The organism is Endozoicomonas sp. SCSIO W0465 (assembly GCF_023716865.1).
GTDB lineage: Bacteria > Pseudomonadota > Gammaproteobacteria > Pseudomonadales > Endozoicomonadaceae > Endozoicomonas.
Window position 1 is genome coordinate 6,905,458 of record NZ_CP092417.1, and the last position, 17,941, is coordinate 6,923,398.

General features: G+C 47.4%; 14 protein-coding genes. 5 read left to right on the forward strand and 9 right to left on the reverse strand.

Annotated elements, in window-relative coordinates; all coding sequences use genetic code 11:
- Nucleotides 1-38 precede the first annotated feature (38 nt).
- Together recG and MJO57_RS31285 are read right to left on the reverse strand one after the other, a co-directional pair.
- Nucleotides 39-2,123, reverse strand: coding sequence for an ATP-dependent DNA helicase RecG (recG, locus tag MJO57_RS31280; RefSeq protein ID WP_252021424.1), 2,085 nt, complete (start codon nt 2,121-2,123; stop codon nt 39-41).
- A gap of 20 nt (nt 2,124-2,143) precedes the next feature.
- The gene (locus MJO57_RS31285) at nt 2,144-3,055 is read right to left on the reverse strand and encodes a hydrogen peroxide-inducible genes activator (protein WP_252021426.1); all 912 of its coding nucleotides are present in this window, start codon (nt 3,053-3,055) and stop codon (nt 2,144-2,146) included.
- Nucleotides 3,056-3,231: 176 nt separating this feature from the next.
- On the opposite strand from MJO57_RS31285, the gene MJO57_RS31290 reads away from it, so the two are divergent.
- Nucleotides 3,232-4,095 carry an SDR family oxidoreductase gene (locus tag MJO57_RS31290; RefSeq protein ID WP_252021428.1) on the forward strand — a complete coding sequence of 288 codons (864 nt, stop codon included), beginning with the start codon at nt 3,232-3,234 and terminating at the stop codon, nt 4,093-4,095.
- Nucleotides 4,096-4,639: 544 nt separating this feature from the next.
- Here the strand turns inward: MJO57_RS31290 and MJO57_RS31295 are convergent.
- The 3 genes from MJO57_RS31295 to rpoZ form a co-directional block, all read right to left on the reverse strand.
- Nucleotides 4,640-5,026: a RidA family protein gene (locus tag MJO57_RS31295; protein WP_252021430.1), complete on the reverse strand. Its 387-nt coding sequence runs from the start codon at nt 5,024-5,026 to the stop codon at nt 4,640-4,642.
- 180 nt (nt 5,027-5,206) lie between these two features.
- Nucleotides 5,207-7,339, reverse strand: a complete 2,133-nt coding sequence (spoT, locus tag MJO57_RS31300; protein ID WP_252021432.1) for a bifunctional GTP diphosphokinase/guanosine-3',5'-bis pyrophosphate 3'-pyrophosphohydrolase — start codon at nt 7,337-7,339, stop codon at nt 5,207-5,209.
- Nucleotides 7,340-7,425: 86 nt separating this feature from the next.
- Nucleotides 7,426-7,677, reverse strand: a complete 252-nt coding sequence (gene rpoZ, locus MJO57_RS31305; RefSeq protein ID WP_066016900.1) for a DNA-directed RNA polymerase subunit omega — start codon at nt 7,675-7,677, stop codon at nt 7,426-7,428.
- 224 nt (nt 7,678-7,901) lie between these two features.
- Here rpoZ and MJO57_RS31310 point away from each other — a divergent pair, with 224 nt between their 5' ends.
- On the forward strand, nt 7,902-9,755 hold the full coding sequence (locus MJO57_RS31310) for an aminopeptidase P family protein (RefSeq protein ID WP_256492895.1): 1,854 nt from the start codon (nt 7,902-7,904) through the stop codon (nt 9,753-9,755).
- A 65-nt stretch (nt 9,756-9,820) separates the two neighbouring features.
- Here MJO57_RS31310 and MJO57_RS31315 read toward each other — a convergent pair whose 3' ends face one another.
- Both MJO57_RS31315 and gmk read right to left on the reverse strand, forming a co-directional pair.
- Nucleotides 9,821-11,614: a hypothetical protein gene (locus MJO57_RS31315; protein ID WP_252021436.1), complete on the reverse strand. Its 1,794-nt coding sequence runs from the start codon at nt 11,612-11,614 to the stop codon at nt 9,821-9,823.
- A 97-nt stretch (nt 11,615-11,711) separates the two neighbouring features.
- The gene (gmk, locus tag MJO57_RS31320; protein WP_252021444.1) at nt 11,712-12,326 is read right to left on the reverse strand and encodes a guanylate kinase; all 615 of its coding nucleotides are present in this window, start codon (nt 12,324-12,326) and stop codon (nt 11,712-11,714) included.
- A 1,057-nt stretch (nt 12,327-13,383) separates the two neighbouring features.
- On the opposite strand from gmk, the gene MJO57_RS31325 reads away from it, so the two are divergent.
- Nucleotides 13,384-13,767: a hypothetical protein gene (locus tag MJO57_RS31325; RefSeq protein ID WP_252021445.1), complete on the forward strand. Its 384-nt coding sequence runs from the start codon at nt 13,384-13,386 to the stop codon at nt 13,765-13,767.
- Nucleotides 13,768-13,929: 162 nt separating this feature from the next.
- Here the strand turns inward: MJO57_RS31325 and MJO57_RS31330 are convergent, their stop codons facing one another.
- Nucleotides 13,930-14,214 carry a hypothetical protein gene (locus MJO57_RS31330; protein ID WP_252021447.1) on the reverse strand — a complete coding sequence of 95 codons (285 nt, stop codon included), beginning with the start codon at nt 14,212-14,214 and terminating at the stop codon, nt 13,930-13,932.
- A gap of 48 nt (nt 14,215-14,262) precedes the next feature.
- Nucleotides 14,263-14,814 (reverse strand): hypothetical protein, encoded by a 552-nt coding sequence (locus MJO57_RS31335; RefSeq protein WP_252021450.1) that lies wholly within the window; start codon nt 14,812-14,814, stop codon nt 14,263-14,265.
- Between the two features lie 438 nt (nt 14,815-15,252).
- Here MJO57_RS31335 and MJO57_RS31340 point away from each other — a divergent pair, with 438 nt between their 5' ends.
- Both MJO57_RS31340 and MJO57_RS31345 read left to right on the forward strand, forming a co-directional pair.
- Nucleotides 15,253-15,825 carry a hypothetical protein gene (locus MJO57_RS31340; RefSeq protein WP_252021452.1) on the forward strand — a complete coding sequence of 191 codons (573 nt, stop codon included), beginning with the start codon at nt 15,253-15,255 and terminating at the stop codon, nt 15,823-15,825.
- A gap of 9 nt (nt 15,826-15,834) precedes the next feature.
- The gene (locus MJO57_RS31345) at nt 15,835-17,895 is read left to right on the forward strand and encodes a DNA phosphorothioation-associated putative methyltransferase (RefSeq protein ID WP_252021454.1); all 2,061 of its coding nucleotides are present in this window, start codon (nt 15,835-15,837) and stop codon (nt 17,893-17,895) included.
- The last annotated feature ends 46 nt before the right edge of the window (nt 17,896-17,941 follow it).

The following is a 17,941-nucleotide window of genomic DNA, read 5'->3' on the forward strand; positions in this document are numbered from 1 at the left end:
CGGGGCGAGAAGCTTTTGTCTCAATTCCTGATAACTCGTCAAACATTTGCGTACTCTTCACCCTTACCGAGCCAGCGGTTCACCAACGGCTCTACACCTTCTGGAGACTGGTGCATTAACTCCTGGGCAGCAGTGCGGACAGCCATCAGCAAGTCACGATCCCGCTCCAGATCGGCCACCCGAAATTGTGCCAGACCTGTCTGCCGGGTACCTAACACCTCACCAGGGCCTCTTAACTCCAGGTCTTTCTCTGCGATCACAAAACCATCATTGGAATCTCTCATCACTTGCAAGCGTTCCCTGCTTTGCCGGGATAGCGGTGCGTGGTACATCAGCAGACAGTGGCTGGCAATAGTTCCACGACCCACTCGCCCCCGGAGCTGGTGCAACTGAGCCAACCCAAGCCTTTCAGGATTTTCAATGATCATCAGGCTGGCATTGGGTACATCAACCCCCACCTCAATAACGGTGGTTGCCACCAGCAGGTGAAGATGACCTTCCTTGAAAGCATTCATCACCTCCGCCTTTTCGCTGGCTTTCATCCGGCCATGAACCAGACCGATGGACAACTCTGGAAGTGTTTCTCTTAATTGCCCAGCCGTCACCTCTGCTGCCTGACATTGCAATGCTTCGGACTCTTCGATCAGCGTGCAGACCCAATACGCCTGTCGCCCTTCAAGGCACGCTGTTTTGAGTCGTTTAATGACGGCTTCACGACGATCGTCACCAATAACAACGGTATTGATGGGTGTGCGTCCGGGCGGTAGCTCGTCAATCACTGAAACATCAAGATCTGCGTATGCACTCATGGCCAATGTTCTGGGGATTGGTGTAGCAGTCATAATCAGCTGGTCAGGTAGTCCTCCGTTTTTCTCCCCTTTTTTCCTTAATGCCATTCTTTGATGGACGCCAAATCGATGTTGCTCATCGATAACGGCCATGCCCAGCTTGTGGAAAATCACCTCATCCTGAAACAGGGCATGGGTTCCGACCACCACCATGGCTTCGCCAGAAGCTATCTGATCTAAAATTTCCAGGCGTTTTTTTCCTTTTGTTTTTCCGGAAAGGAAAACCATGGAAATGCCCAGCGGCTTAAGCCAGTTTGAGAAGTTGAGCTGATGTTGCTCGGCCAGAATTTCCGTTGGTGCCATTACTGCAGCCTGATAACCATTTTCTACCGCTTGCAGTGCTGCCAGTGCTGCGACCACGGTTTTGCCTGAACCGACATCCCCCTGCACAAGTCGTAGCATTGGCAGTTCAGTGGCCATATCCTGGCTGACATCATCGCTCACTCTTTGCTGTGCACAGGTCAGGGAAAAGGGAAGTTGCTCTATTAACTGTCGGGTTAACCGCTTTGCAGGTGGCATGGCAAAACCACCGATAGACTGTACTCGCCTTCTGAGCTGCCGGAGGCTGAGGTTATGGGCCAATAACTCCTCAAAAGCCAGGCGTTGCCTGGCCGGATGCCGTCCTTCAGTGAGCAGCATCATCGACTCTTCTGGCGACGGTTGGTGCAGCAATCGAACGGCTTCCACCAGCGAACCAAGCTGATATTTCTGCCGAATATCCACAGGCAGAAGTTCCTGGAGAGAGCTTTCATCGACCAGCAACTTTAATGCCTGCTCACACAAACTGCGGATTCGCTGTTGTGTCAGTCCTTCTGTTGCTGGATAGACCGGCGTTAATGTTTCTTCAACGTCAACAGGCGCATCCAATTTGATCACCCGATATTCAGGGTGGTACATCTCAAGCCCGGTAGCTCCCCGTCGGGGTTCTCCGAAACATCGAATCTCGGTCCCTTGCCTGAAGTTATTTTTCTGTGCTGCAGTAAAATGAAAGAACCTCAAACTGATTGATCCGGACCCATCACCCAGTCGACAAAGCAGGCTGCGACGTTTGCCCATAACGATATCAGATGCCAGAACCTTTCCCTGGATGACCACATCACTATGGGGTTGCAGGAGACCGATCGGCGTCACTCTGGTTCTGTCCTGATATCGAAGAGGGAGATGAAAAAGCAGGTCCTGAATGTTGTGAATACCTATTCTGGCCAACTTATCAGCCAGAGCATCACCAACGCCTTTTAACGTGGTTACCGGAATTGTATTTAATGACCTGTTCATACTCACCATAGGCCTACTTATCACTTCACCAAACACTGTCTCAAGGCATCGGAAAGTACATCAATTGCCTTCGGCCTTGGAAAGCTGGCTCGCCAGGCCAGGGCCACTGTCCTACTGGGTGAGGGTGAACAAAATGGCCGGGTACTGAGAATATTGGGAGCGTAATGATGATCCACAACGGCTGACTGTGGCAGAACACTGATGCCCATACCGGATGCCACCATATGTCGAATGGTTTCCAGTGAGGTGGCTTCAATACCACTCCCGTCATGAGCACTGCCAGCCTCTTTCTTACTGGCCAGCATCGGACAGGCCTCCAACACCTGATCTCGAAAACAGTGCCCTTCACCCAGAAGCAGCAGCTCTTCTTTGACCAGGTCTGCGGGATCAATTTCTCTCTGACGTTCCCAGGGATGGCCACCTGGCAGCAGTACCCTGAAAGGCTCATCATAAAGCGGCCTGGTTAACACATCCGGTTCATTAAAGGGCAGGGCAACGATAATCGCGTCCAGCTCACCCAGACGAAGCTTTCTGCGTAAAACCGCCGTATAGTTTTCCTCAATATAAAGCGGCATATTGGGTGCGGCCTGCGCCAGCTGAGGAATCAGATGAGGAAAAAGATAGGGGCCAATGGTATAGATAGCACCAACTCGCAAGGATGAGCTGAGTTGATCCTGACCGGTTTTTGCCAGCTGCTTGATTGCCGCAGCCTCTTCCAGCACTTTCTGAGCCTGACTGATGATCAACTCACCCATTGGGGTAACACGAACTGCATTCCGGGTACGCTCAAAAAGGGCAACACCCAGCTCATCTTCCAGTTTCTTGACCCCAACGCTCAGCGTTGGCTGACTGACAAAGCACTTACTGGCCGCTTTGCCAAAGTGCTGCTCCTGGGCAAGGGTGACAATGTAGCGAAGTTCTGTCAGTGTCATAATGATTTTCAACGGTTTTAAAAAGACAGCTCGATGAACAGCCCTGCTCGCAAAAAAGCCCTGAAGACTGGCAAGGATGTTTGCGCCACCTATAATACTGTAAATTCATACAGCTATATAAATGAAATCGCCATTATGTTTTTTCCGAAGATTATACCAACCAATAGATGATAGCTATGAATAAGCTCAATATATTGATTGCTGGCTGTGGAGATGTGGGTTGCGAACTCGCCCGCCAGCTGATTTCCATGAAGTGCTTTAATGTCTGGGGGCTTCGGCGCAATATCGCAAAGCTTCCCGGTGGCGTAAACGCCATTCAGGGAGACCTGTTTAATACTGAAGGACTTGGTGACTGGCCTGCACAGATTGACTATGTTGTCTATGCAGCAGCAGCTAATGGCCGATCAGAAGAGCATTACCAACAAGCTTATATTGACGGACTGAAGAATGTTCTTGGCCGTTTGGTGAAGGAACGGTACCAGCCAAACCGTATTTTCTTCACATCCAGCACCAGCACTTTCCACCAGAACAGGGGAGAATGGGTGAATGAAACGTCGGCAACCCAGCCTGTGAAATTTAATGGTCGAATCATGCTGGAAGCGGAAAGCCTGTTACACCATGCTCCCTTCCCCGGTACTGCCATCCGCTTTGGTGGTATTTATGGACCTGGCCGAAACCGGTTAATCAGCCGGGTACAAAAAGGTGAAGGCTGTCCGGCAGAACCGGAAATCTACAGTAATCGCATTCATCGAAAAGACTGTGCTGGTATCATTGCACACCTGATTCGAAGAGATATGGATAATATGCCTGTCGATAACCTGTATCTTGGCGTCGACAGCAACCCTGCGACAACATTCGATGTATTGCAATGGCTTGGCAGACAACTGAACGTACCATTAGATAATAAGCATTATCCATCACCACAACGGGGGAACCGAAGGTGCTCCAACCAGAGGATTATTGAGACAGGTTACAGGTTTTACTTTCCTGACTATAAAAGTGGCTATTCAAGCCTTATCCACAAGATAAGCGACAGATAGAATAGCGGATAGCCATGCTGGCTATTATTTTTGAACTATCACGTTAAACATCTTTCTATACGGTTAATTTGTTTATTTCTTAACCACCAAAAAGAGCGCAATATCGTGAGTTCGGCCCTACCAACTTTTGTCGCATCAATATACAACCCGGTGCAAAGCCTCGATTCAGAAAACAACAAAAGCACTTCCCGGGTACATTTCCACTCAGGCCGATCGGTTAATGAAGTTTCGGGGGAACAAGGTGATATAACAAAGAGCTCAATACCCACAGGAGAAGGGTTCAGACAGAATGAATTGAGCAAAGATCACTCAGAAATTATGGATATGCAATGGCAGAGCCATTGTCAGTTCTATTCCGAGTGTTCACACTGTCTAAGACTCCAAACCAAACCTGTTATCGACAGCACTACTCAACCGATTGTCATGATTAACACATCGGAAAGCTGCAAACGAATCAAACCAGAAAGTAATGTATGTCGCAGGATATTCGCAGAGCCCCTGACTGAAAATAATCAGGTAATCAGGAGCTCATCGCTGAAGAAGCTTACTTCAGTTCCAGAATAGCCTCTACCTCTACCGGCACACCTTTTGGCAACGCTTTGACTCCAACAGCTGCGCGGGCAGGATAAGGCTGCTTAAAGAACTCAGCCATGACCTCATTCACTTCAGCAAAGTTAGCCATATCGGTCAGGAAAATGGTTACTTTGGCGGCATCATCAAGGGTACCGCCAGCAGCCATGGCAATGGCTTGGAGATTTTCAAAACAGAGACGGGTTTTCTCCTTAAAACTTCCCTCCAATAATTGCATGGTTTCTGCAACCAACGGAATCTGCCCTGAGATATAAACAGTTGTTCCTGCTTTTACTGCCTGGGAATAGGTGCCAATGGCCTTGGGCGCCTTATCAGTATTAATCGTCTGTCGGTTACTCATCAATGTAATCTCTTAAACTTGGGAATCAGAAGCCTTGGGGAAGCCCTTAGCCCTACAGAAAAACCGAAAAAGAAGACACCCGATACTAGGGGGTAAACATTATTTTTCAAGGATTAAGGGCAATATTTACCGGATAGTGGCTGCAATTTTTTTATATTGATGAGTTTAATAAAAAAAAGCTTATGAGTCGCGACGTCGCCTGACAATGGAGTGAACGCCTTTAATAACCCGAAGTCGCTTAATTATTTTTGCCAGATGCACACGGTCACTGACACTGAGTAGCAGCTGAACGATGCTGCATCGAGAATCCTGCTCTACCATGCTGATCTTCTCAATATTGCCTTCTACCGCAGTAATTGCCGTAGCCAGAGAGGCAATCATGCCACGATGATGCTCCAGCTCAACACTGAGCTCTACTGTGAATTCACCAGAGACGTCCTTATCCCACTCAACCTCCAGAACTTTCTCCGGGTTATGGCGAATTTCAGAGACATTTGGGCAGGAGTCTGTATGGATAACGATGCCGCGCCCTGAGCTGACATGACCAACAACAGGATCTCCCGGGATTGGATAGCAACACTTGCCAAAGCTGATAACCATCCCTTCCGAGCCACGAATAGAGAGCGGTTTTTCGCTATTGGAAAGATCCAGCTGACTCTTATTCTCAGGCAGACTACCAGGTTCAACCAGTATCTTGGCAACGATATAGGCCATGCGGTTACCAAGGCCAATATCTTCCAGAAGCTCATCAAGGTCATCCAGACTAAAGACGGACAATTGCTTGCGAATAACCTGTTCGCTGATTTGCTCAAGGCTGCTGTCAAAACTGACCAGGGCTTTGCTCAGCAAACGTCGACCCAGGGCGATTGACTCGTTTCTGCGCTGATGCTTGAGGAAGTGGCGAATATTCGACCGGGCCTTGCCCGTGACAACAAAATTCAACCAGGCCGCATTCGGTCTTGCTCCGGGAGCAGTAACGACTTCAACCGTTTGGCCACTCTGCAGCGGCTGACTGAGTGACGCCAGACGTTTATTAATACGACAGGCTACACAGGTGTTGCCCACATCGGTGTGAACGGCGTAGGCATAATCAACCGCTGTCGCACCTTTGGGCAGCTCAAGAATATGCCCCTTGGGAGTAAAGACATAAACCTCATCTGGAAAGAGATCGATTTTAACGTTCTCAATAAACTCCAATGAGTCTCCCGCATTTTTCTGTAACTCCAGTACACCTTTGAGCCACTGCCGGGTTCTGGCATGGCTACCCGAAAGTGCTTCTTCTCCGGACTTATAAAGCCAGTGGGCAGCAATGCCGTTATTGGCCATATCTTCCATTTCCTGCGTCCGGATCTGGATCTCTATTGGCACGCCATGCATACCAAACAACGTGGTATGAAGCGACTGGTAACCATTGGCCTTCGGAATGGCGATATAATCTTTGAACCGGCCGGGAATGGGCTTGTAGAAGTTATGGACAATACCAAGTGCGCGATAACAGCTGTCTACTCTGTCCACAATGATGCGGAACGCAAACATGTCCATGATGTCATCAAAAGACTTACGCTGGTTCTTCATCTTGCTATAGATGCTGTACAGGTGTTTTTCCCGTCCAACCACCCGGCCTTTAAGACCCTCTTCTTCCAGGCGGGCAGCAATGGCCTGCTGAACCTGACTGACCAGGTCTTTGCGGTTGCCACGGGCATTGCGTACTGCCTGTCGAATCAGCCGGGCACGCATAGGATACATGGCAAAGAAGCCCAGATCCTCCAGCTCTATTCTCAGCGTATGCATGCCAAGACGATTGGCAATCGGCACATAGATATCCAGGGTTTCTTTGGCAATACGGCGCCGCTTGTCTGGCCTCAATACACCCAGTGTGCGCATGTTATGGAGGCGGTCCGACAGCTTAACCAGAATGACCCGGATATCCTTGGCCATAGCCAGGGCCATTTTCTGGAAATTTTCGGCCTGGGCTAACGTTTTGTTCTCAAAATTCATGTGGGTCAGCTTACTGACCCCATCCACCAGGTCCGCAACCACATCACCAAATTGCCCGGCAATGTCCTGCTTTTCGATACCGGTGTCTTCAATAACATCGTGCAACATGGCTGCCATCAGGCTCTGATGGTCCATGTGCATGTCGGCAAGAATAGAGGCTACTTCAAGAGGATGAATAATGTAGGGGTCGCCGCTTCGCCGTGTCTGTCCGTCATGGGCCTGCTCCGCATAATAGTAAGCCCGACGAACCAGGTTGACCTGCTCGGGATTCAGATAGGACTTCAAGCGGCCGGCAAACTCATCGATGGTCAGCAAAGTCCGCTCCTTACACACAGATCATCCATTGCACCTTCTTATCTTCTGAAGCTTGTGATCTAAAAGATAGTACGAAGGTAAAACGCTTATTGTTCTACACCAGCCAGAAACATTGCTGCTTCGTCGTCGTCAACCGTGCGGTCGTCAACGGAAAGCGGAGTCACCAGACCTTCTGCAATCTCACGCAGAGCAACTACCGTTGCCTTATCATTTTCCCAATCTACCTTGGGATCCTTGCCGCCAATGGTCAGCTGGCGGGCACGCTTGGAAGCAACCATAACCAGTTCAAAGCGGTTATCTACATTATCCAGACAATCTTCTACCGTTACTCGAGCCACATTCCACTCCATCAATTTTAGTATCAGGTTCCGGTAACAGAACCTTAATGCCGGTTTGCCGGACCCTTTAGTGTACTTTACGACCTATAGCCAGACAAGCTTTAGCAGGGTTAGTGTTTGCTCCATAAGGAATGCGGATTATAGTATTCGTAAGTATGATCCAAGCAGAAAAAAATCCTGCCCGACAATAACGCGCCGAACAGCCAAAAGCCTGGAATAAATATATGGTGGATATCCCGAACAGCCCTGAGCCAGGAAAAAGCCCTGAGCCAGGAAAAAGCTCTGGTTCAATCAAGAACCCAGAGAGAGCCAAAAAGCTTCAAGATCTTCGTGAAGCAATGGCAACACATCGCATTGACGCCTGGATCATCCCATCTTCAGATGCCCATAACAGTGAATACGTAGCCCCTCACTGGCAAGGTCGAGCCTGGCTCTCTGGTTTTACGGGCTCAGCAGGCACCCTGGTGGTAACACAGGACAAAGCGGCCCTGTGGACAGACGGCCGCTACTTTATTCAGGCATCAGAACAGCTCGCAGGCTCAGAAATCACCCTTATGAAGGATGGCCAACCCGGGGTGCCATCAATGGCTGAATGGGTAACAGAAGAAGTCTCTGAGCTGGGCTGCGTTGGCTTCGATGGCGCCACTCAGAGTCTGAGCAACGTCAGAAATCTCAAAATGAAATTGGCAGATAAATCCGTTACGTTGAAATTCGATCACGATCTGCTGAACGATATCTGGACTGACAGGCCCGCACTGCCTGCTGAACCTGTATTTATTCATGAGGATTTCTATTCAGGCAGAAGTCTCACCGAAAAGGTCGCTGACGTTCGGAAAATTCTCCAGGAAAGGAAAGCGACAGAGCTCCTCATCACCACACTGGATGATATTGCCTGGCTGTTGAATCTAAGGGGCTCTGATATCGAGTGTAACCCGGTATTTCTTGCTTATACCCTGATTTCACCAGAACGCATCATATTGTTTATCAACAAAGAACGAATAGAAGTTGGCGCACTGGCAGCCCTGGCAAAGGCTGGTGTAGAACTGGCTGACTATGATGAGATTTCACGCAGATTATCAGCACTTCCGGATGCTACCCGCCTGATGATCAATCCGGTCAATACCGGTTATAAGCTTGCCTCAGCCATTCCTGCATCCATTAGCCTTGTTGAAGACCGGCTGCCAACGACTGACCTGAAGGCCATTAAAAACAGCACAGAGATCTCACGGATGAAGGACTGCTATCGTCGTGATGGCGCAGCAATGGTCCGTTTTATGCATTGGCTGGAACGTAACATTCCCACAGGACAGCTGAATGAAGTCAATATTGATGAGCAACTGCTTCAGTTTCGCTCAGAGTCTGAGTATTTCAAAGGCGTCAGCTTTCCCTCTATCGTTGGCTATGCCGGACATGGTGCTATCTGTCACTACCGGGCAGATGAGGCGTCTGCTTATCCTGTTAAAAGTAACGGTTTGCTGCTCATCGACTCAGGCGCTCAGTACCCCGACGGCACTACGGATATCACCCGCACATTTGCCTGTGGTGAGATGACTGATGAAGAGAAGAGAGACTATACCCTGGTGATGAAAAGCCATATCGCCCTGGCGACTGCCAGGTTCAAGGAGGGCACGCGGGGAATACAGCTGGATGCCATTACCCGACAGCCTTTATGGAGTGCAGGTATCGACTTTAATCATGGTACTGGCCATGGAGTCGGTTACTTCCTGAATGTCCATGAAGGTCCCCAGAGTATCAGCCCGAGATGGTTTGATGTTGCCCTTAAGCCCGGCATGCTGGTGACTAACGAACCCGGTGTTTACCGTGATAACAAACACGGCGTCAGGCTTGAGAACATTATGCTGGTCGCTGACGATATCGAGAATGAGTTTGGCAAGTTTTTAAAGCTCATTCCTATGACGATCGCTCCATTTGATACTCGGCCTCTGGTTAAAGAGCTAATGACTGATACAGAAATTCAGTGGCTGAATGAATACCACAAAATGGTTAGAGAAGAGCTTTCCCGAGAACTCATAGGAGAAGATGTTGAATGGTTAAGAGAAGCAACCAACCCCCTGTAAAATAAGGAATTAGTACTATAATACCGTTGACCTTTATAAAATGGTCAACGGTGAGGTAGTTATTGTTAAGCCGATGAGTCCCCGGTGCCCCCTTTATTTGCAGCTTCTGTTTGATCTTTAATAAGCTTTTCAAACTGATTGATCAGTACTTTAACCCTGCCTTGTGTTTTGAGTTCTTCCATTTTAGTGGTCACCATATCAGTATTTGCTTTTACCTCTTGCTTTGCTAGAGCCTCTTTTAAAATGTCAGTCACTGGAACAGGGAGCTTGTAAACATCAGGACGCTTCCATCGCTTCGCTTTACGCAATGAGCTGCCCCGAACAAAAGGAATTTTGGAATCAGAACCCTCCGGCAAGATCATACCCTCTTTTATATCCATTTCAATGGCCTTTTTTGCCAATCCAGTCGTAAGCTTATCCTTATCTACAAGCTTCTGTTCATCCTCATGATAAGGGGACAGTAGCAATTCAGCCCATTCTTTTACATTTTCATCTTCTGGGAGCTCAGAATCTTTGATATTGATCTCTATTGATTTTAAACCGATACCATCTACAATTTCGTCACTTGGTATTTTTTCAGATTGAGTGATTCCTTTAACAAGATAATTTTCATCAGCTTGGCTTTCATATTCCTTAACCAAAAGTGCTAATTTATGGTCCACTATCTTATCAACAGGTATTTCCACCGTTTGATTGACAAATACCTTACCGAGTTGCTCCTGTAAGATGGAAACCAACTGCCCTCTTCGTTTACTTAACTTACCCTTAATTATCTCTGCGCTCTCTAGTACAGATTTATCTGTGTTTATCGGACTATCAACTCTGGCCCTGGCAGATCTCAACAAACTATCTGCAAACTCATCTATAGACCGATGAATACCTTCAACAAGTTGATTTTCGAACTCAGGCTTGTCAACAAAATCTTGACCACCAGCCTCCTGAGTTAATCTGGTTTTTAGCTGGAGGGAAAGCAGACCTAATAGTTTACTATCTACAGTCTTTGAAATATTGCCAAAATCCAACTCCCAACCATAAAGGCTCAAAGGAAAATCTCTCTTATAGTTGTGAACTACACTACTCTTATCATCTGTAGCATCAGTGGCAGCCAAACGATCACCTGCGGTAGCAAGCAGTTCTGCAACCTGTACAGATTCACTGGCTCTCAAGGATCTATCACCGCCAAACCCCTGTCTTTCAGAACCTGTTGGTGCCAATGCGAAAACGGAAGCTTTCATTTGCTCTTCTGCTTTTGCAGTAGTGTATTTGTCAACAAGAATATTCATATACTGCTTCATTTGATCGGGTGATATTTTTTTATTTTCAAAGTTATCAGCAGCAAACAAAACCATTAATTTCAAATCATTATTACGGCTGATATTTTTTTGTTTTAAATCTGAAATTAGACGAGAAAATCCTTTATCACTAATTACTTTTTTATTTTTTGGATTGGAAATTTTTTCAAGCTTTTTCCAACTTCTGGTCTTTCTACCAGATTTGATTTGTAAATCTACTGCCTCTTTATCCACTAAGCGAGATGCCAGAATAGCATTATGAATCTCTTCATCCTTTGAAACAGATTTTTTGGATTGAGAGGGCGTAGAAATTACATCAGTATTTGGCGTATGTTTTATTAAGTGTCCCTGACTGGAAGTTATTGCCACAATAGAATCAAATTCAAGAACACTCTTGGTTCTTTGTTTCGATAATCCTATTGCCAAAGGTATACGTTTTTTAATTGATAATACTTTTATCAAGAACTTTTTTAGCTTTCCTTCAGATGGAGTAGTAACGTTATGTCTATATGATAATTTTATTGGGCTCGCTGAGCTAACATCATTTATCCTTCTGAATTCAGGCATAATCATCCTCTCCATGGAAACCCTGTTATTAACACTAGAGTGATTAATTTAAATTTTCAGCCAATAACCCCAAAAACAGGCTATCGGCCTAAAGTGTTTAGCCGATGAGGCCTTTAATCAGATCTTCTTTATAGTGCTGCATCCAATTAATGGATAACCGCTGACTTCGAATGATGGTTTGCAGATCCCGTAAGGCGAGATCAAACTCATCATTGATCACCAGATAGTCAAACTCACCATAATGTGACATTTCACTGACCGCCTGAGACATTCGCCTTTCAATGATCGAAAGGTCATCGGTAGCCCGCCCGATCAACCGCTCCCTTAGAGCCTCAAGGGAAGGCGGCAGAATAAAAATTGAAACAGCATCCGACATCAAACGACGTACCTGTTGTGCCCCCTGCCAGTCAATCTCCAGAATAACATCTTCACCTTTGTTCAGCTGTTCACGAACCCAGTGTGCTGAGGTCCCATAATAATTACCAAACACTTCCGCATGCTCCAGAAACATGCCTTTGTTCAACATGTCCCGGAAGCCCTCTATTGAAGTAAAGTGGTAGTTTACTCCATCCTGTTCACCAGACCGGATATTGCGGGTTGTATGAGAAACAGAGACCCGCACATGTGGCGTGGATTCAACCATCGCCTTTACCAGGCTGGTCTTTCCAGCGCCGGAAGGGGCAGCAATAATGTAAAGTTTGCCAATATTCATGAACACTCCAGGGAAGGCTCCCTGATTTAAGCCTATATTTTATAGAATAAGTCAGGCTAGAGAATAAGCCCTATTATTTACCGCAAAACCAAAATAACTCGTTGATTATACTAGCCCGGATATTTCATAAACGTGCTCCCGCTCTCGCTTGTCCTTTGCCGCTCTAAGGGAGTTTTGCTCAGTCGACCGTACTCCCCGGTACGGCGCTCCCTCGCAAAATCCCTTAGAGCGACAAAGTCCTGCGCGAGATTCGGGGCAGTTTATGAAATATCCGGGCTAGGAGGCTGACCGAGAACAGACTGCCCTATTCTATGTTTTGGACCTGTTCTCTCATTGTAACGCTTACCCACTGATTTTTAAGAAGTTAATCTTTAGAACTCTTGATTTCTGTCACCATTCTGTCACCAAATTTACTTTATAACCACGATTAATGGCGAACACTTAAAACATAACTTCAGATCGGTTATACAAGTTTACCATCTGTTGATGGTGGCACTCGCCAGCCTTTTGGTAAAAACCATCCGGCAACAGTCAGAGCCAATAGATATTGGCATCGTTGACCTGCTTTTTTTCAGCCGATAGTACTAAATCACAACGTAACGGTTGATCATACAGGCTCAAGTCAGGTCAGCCACTCACGCCCAAGGTTGACCGATAGATCTGTAGCTTTCAACCTGGATTTGAAGGGGATGTTCCTTGTTCTCGATCTCCCAGCCTTAATTCCGGCTCATTATTTCTTCCCTGAATGAGAGGCCTCTTACGGAGGCGAGTCGATCAGATCACTGAGTCTATTGTTTTTGATATAGCAAAACTATCCCAACTTCGTTCCTCATCCCACCACACCAAGGATCATAGGTCAGCCGGTTATACCAATGGATTTGCTCTCAGCTCTGACTGCGGTTGTTATTAGCCCCACTTTGCCGCTTGGGTAATAGACTTTGGTTTCACCTTATCACGGCGGACTGGCTTTATCTCCACCCATTATGCCCTCCTGATCTCGACGTCTTCGAGCGCCAAGGGCAAGCACCGCACCGAGCAGATGGACTGAAACCTTACGATGTACAATACTCTGTCACTCTGCTCTCACTCATTAACCCGCTACGATAAGAACACCAACATGCACAAGATCCCGGAACCTGACTGGAAAGTCGTCAAAAAGCTCCACCCGATTATACTGCAACGGTATTGCCAGCAGGTCTTTGAAGATGTTCAGGCATTAACAAAAGATGATGAATGTGATTACCATGATGCCTATCAGGAGCTTTATGATCTGGTACATAACCGAAACAAGGCCATGAGGGATCTTTTCGATGGCCTGACCCGAAGCAAAGCCACCCTGATTGTATTGGCGTGGAAAAATCATGCTCTTATCACTGATGATGAGTTTTCGATGCTCAGTGAAGATACTCAGGCTCTGGTGGATCATATCCATCAGCTGTAAAAGACCTGCCAGCACTCCGGTGAGATAAAGATCAGCTCACTGCCGGGCATCATCTGCTATTTGAAATAGGTCAATCAATAAACCGACCCTCAGAAGCAAGGTGACGCCTCAGAGTCATACAGGTAGACGTTCGGCCTCACACCATAAATTGATCAATGAGTATCATTGTTTCTTCATAAAAAGAACCGACAAAGCCATCAATAAAGAAAGCCCATTCCGGGTTGTCAGCAATAGAAAACTACCGGGAATAATCAGTAGCGACAGCCAAAGCAGATGGTAATAAGCAATCCCTGACAGGAGCACTCCAACAAGAAGCATCAGCATACACAGCGCTACTGCGACCATCGGTGGAATAACCATGCCAGATTCCCGTGCCGATGAAATAATGCCCAGCCATAGCCAAAGGTCGATTAGTATAAAAACAACCAAAACGATATTGCTAAACACCGGAGTAACTCCTGGATCCTCGGGAACCAGGATTATAGAAGAGTCGCATTATTCAAACACATCAGAAAACGCACCATCAGTCATATCGTACAAATCAACCTGATGGATGTGCCGTCTTACAACTGCGTCACAGGCATCATCATCAACCTCAGTATTTTTCACAGATTTGGCAGGCACAAGACCATGATGCGCTTTTTTGTCCAGAAAATCAGAGAGCCCCGTCACCAGCTCTGGAAAAAACCGCTTTATATAATCCACAAAAAGACGCATGGCACTCTCATTGCCCATCATCTCTGAATAACAATCATAAAATCCAAGATTGTGCCTGATGGTGTTCAAAATCATCCTGCGCCGTTTGGGCCAGTTCGCCCGGGCATACGCCTCTGGCTGCATCGTCTCCGTAATTCGCTTCCAGGTGGTCAGGGGAAATGGGGTCGGAAAACAGCACTCGCCATCATCATTGATGACGGTCACTGGGCTGCCATCAAGCGTCACATAAACATCCAATACCGGCGCTTCGTCGGCAAAATAGTAATCCATACTCTGGGCCACCTGGATAATTTTCGTTCTCACCGGCGCAGACACCCGCACCTTTTTCATCCGTTTAAGCGCTTCCTGATAACTCAGGATACAATCGTGATCTCTGCGAATATAACCATGACAAGAAACCTGGTTGCCAACAACGGCCGGGAATATACTGTTCAGTGCTGCCGCTACTTTTGATCGCACTGGAAATAAATCCCCCCAGTCCACCTCCACAGCATAGGCATAAACATACTCGCGGATTATTGGGTTCATATGAATTCCTTTTCATAGATATTCTGCACGGTACACACCCTATAATTCAGCAAAATGACTGTCGGGTGAAGCCTTCACTGGCACAGGCCACGATATTGCTCAATCGTTCAGATTAGCCCTGACTGAATGGGGATCCATGCTCAACCTGACAGAAAATTCGCTCCCTTATATGAATTGATAGTCATTGGAATCCCACTGTATTTTTATTACTCTGATATAAAAGAAAAACCGACCCTTAACATGCCCCAGCTGAACCAACCCTGCAGCAAACACTTCACCTACCGGCAACTGATTGAGTGCGGTGAAACTTGGCAATCATCGTCTATTGATAACCTTCCGCTGGCTGACCAGAGCTGGCAGGCCCTTGCCGATTTGGCGACCCATATACTCGATCCGGTTTATGAGCAGTTTGGTGCCCTGGAAATCACCTACGGCTTTTGCTCCCCCACATTGGCGACGGCAAGAAAAAAACTGGCCAAAGAACAGGGCGTACTGCCTTCTATATATCCCAAACTGGATCAGCACAGCTGCTTTGAAAAAAACAGGAAAGGAGACATCATCTGCTCCCGGGGAGGATCCGCCTGTGATTTTCATGTGCCGGACACCTCATCACTGGAGGTAACCACCTGGATCGTCAAACAGCTCACTTTCGACAGGCTCTATTTTTATGGACATAACAAGCCCATTCACGTTAGCTATAACAGCGACGCTCAAAATGCAGCCATCTGCATAATGACACCCAAAGCCAACGGCCAAGGCTACATTCCCAGAAACCTCACCCCTGAGCGTTTTCTTGAACAATTTCAGCTATAAATAAAAGCCATGAATGAACAAGAATGGTATGAAACGGTTGCACAACTTTCCAGGCATAAAGAGCTTGGCAAAAAACTGCCTAAAGCACTCTATCTCCACCGTTCGGCGCTGAGTGAAACCGCACCGGATTTTTTCTCATGGATTCACCAGCAAGCCACAAACTCAGGCATACCGGAACAGCACTGGAATATCGTTCGCCTCCATAAAGACTGTTTCAAAGTCACCCTGCTCTACTATCCGGATTTCTACGACGAAGCCTATCCATCACTGCACTTCAGTTATGGGTTAGACTTCGCCAGCGAGAAAATAAAACCCACTGACTTTACCAGCTCCACCAATCCGCCAATCCTCCATCGCAAAGAACACATGATCCTCCCCTCAGACCCTAACCACGCCGACTTTTGTGAGATTACCCGGGAAGGAGAAACGGCAGGGCTTTATGAAAACACACGCATCATTGGGTTCCGTAACAGCTGGGAAACCCTGATCAAAGAAAAAGGCTACGAACTACTGGATGGTCGTCTATTCCGAAGGGCTGCCATCGGCTTAGCCGACCCACAAACACAACACAAGGTCGACCGCCACAAAACCGCACTGAGCCGGGACAGCCTTTCAAGCCCCATGAAAACACTGGCCAATAATGGCTACCTGAAAGGGCAATACAACGTGTTTGACTACGGCTGCGGCCATGGCGATGACCTGTCGGAATTACAGGCCCATGGCATCACCGCCAGTGGCTGGGATCCAAACTGGCGACCCGAGGGCGAAAAAACAGAAGGGGACCTGGTCAACCTTGGCTATGTCATTAATGTGATCGAAGACCTGGAAGAAAGGGTTGATGCAGTACTCGGGGCCTGGCGCCTGACCGGTAAATTACTGGTGGTATCCGCCATGATTGCCAGCGAACAGCACATCCGCAAATTCAAGCCCTTTAAAGACGGTGTACTCACCAGCAGAAATACGTTTCAAAAATACTTCAGCCAGACTGAACTCCAGATTTTTATCGAACAGATTCTGGATGAAGAACCCATCCCGGTAGCACCGGGGATCTTTTATATTTTCAAAGACAAAGACGAAGAACAGCTCTACCTGGCCAACAAGCAACGCCGAAGACCACAATGGAAACAGCTGGTTCATAAGAGCAGACCCACCTCCAACAAAAAACGGCTAAGAGAAGAAAACCGCCTTCTATTAGAAAATTACTGGCAACGTTGCCTTGAACTGGGCCGGTTACCCACCGCCGACGAGTTTGAGGAATCCAAGCTGCTGGCAGAACAGATAGGCTCCCCCAAACAGGCCTTTAATCTGTTAAAGGGTGAGGCTGATATCCATGCATTGGATCAGGCGGCAAAAGAGAGAACGGAAGATTTACAGGTCTACTTCGCCCTGCAGCAATTCAATAAAAAACGTATTTACAAACACATGCCAGACCCGCTGAAAAGAGATATCAAAGCCTTCTTTGGCGATTACAAAACTGCAGTTGCAGAGGCTCGTGAGCTGCTGTTCTCTCTGGCAGAACCCAACCTTATTGACCAGATGTGCGAACTGGCCCATCAGCAGTTACCAGCCAGTATCCTTAACGACAGCCACTCACTGATCATCCATAGTCGTTTTATTAATGACCTGCCGCCCCCGTTAAGAATCTATGCCGGTTGTGCCACACAGCTCTTTTCAGAAACCGATGGAGTGGACCTGGTAAAAATTCATATCCGTTCCGGCAAACTGACCCTGATGACCTACGAGGGTTTTGAAACCCAGCCCATTCCCATGCTTCGTGAACGGGTCAAAATCAATCTGCGCCAGCGTACTGTCGATTTCTTTGACTACGGCTATGGCGACTACGACCCACAACCACTCTACTGGAAGTCCCGGCTGATCGACGCCAGTTTCCCCGATTATGACAAGCAGCAGTCATTCGATAAACGCCTTTCCGGCTTGAACATTTCTGAGCTGGCTGAAGGGCATGGCCCTTCACTAGAGAATCTGACAGCCCTGCTTCGTATAAATCACGGACTCACGATTAAAGGTTACCGGTTCTTCAAAGCACAGAGCGCCATCGAACCCTCATAATGCACAGCACGACCAGAACAATGCCGATGATCAAAACCGTAAAAGC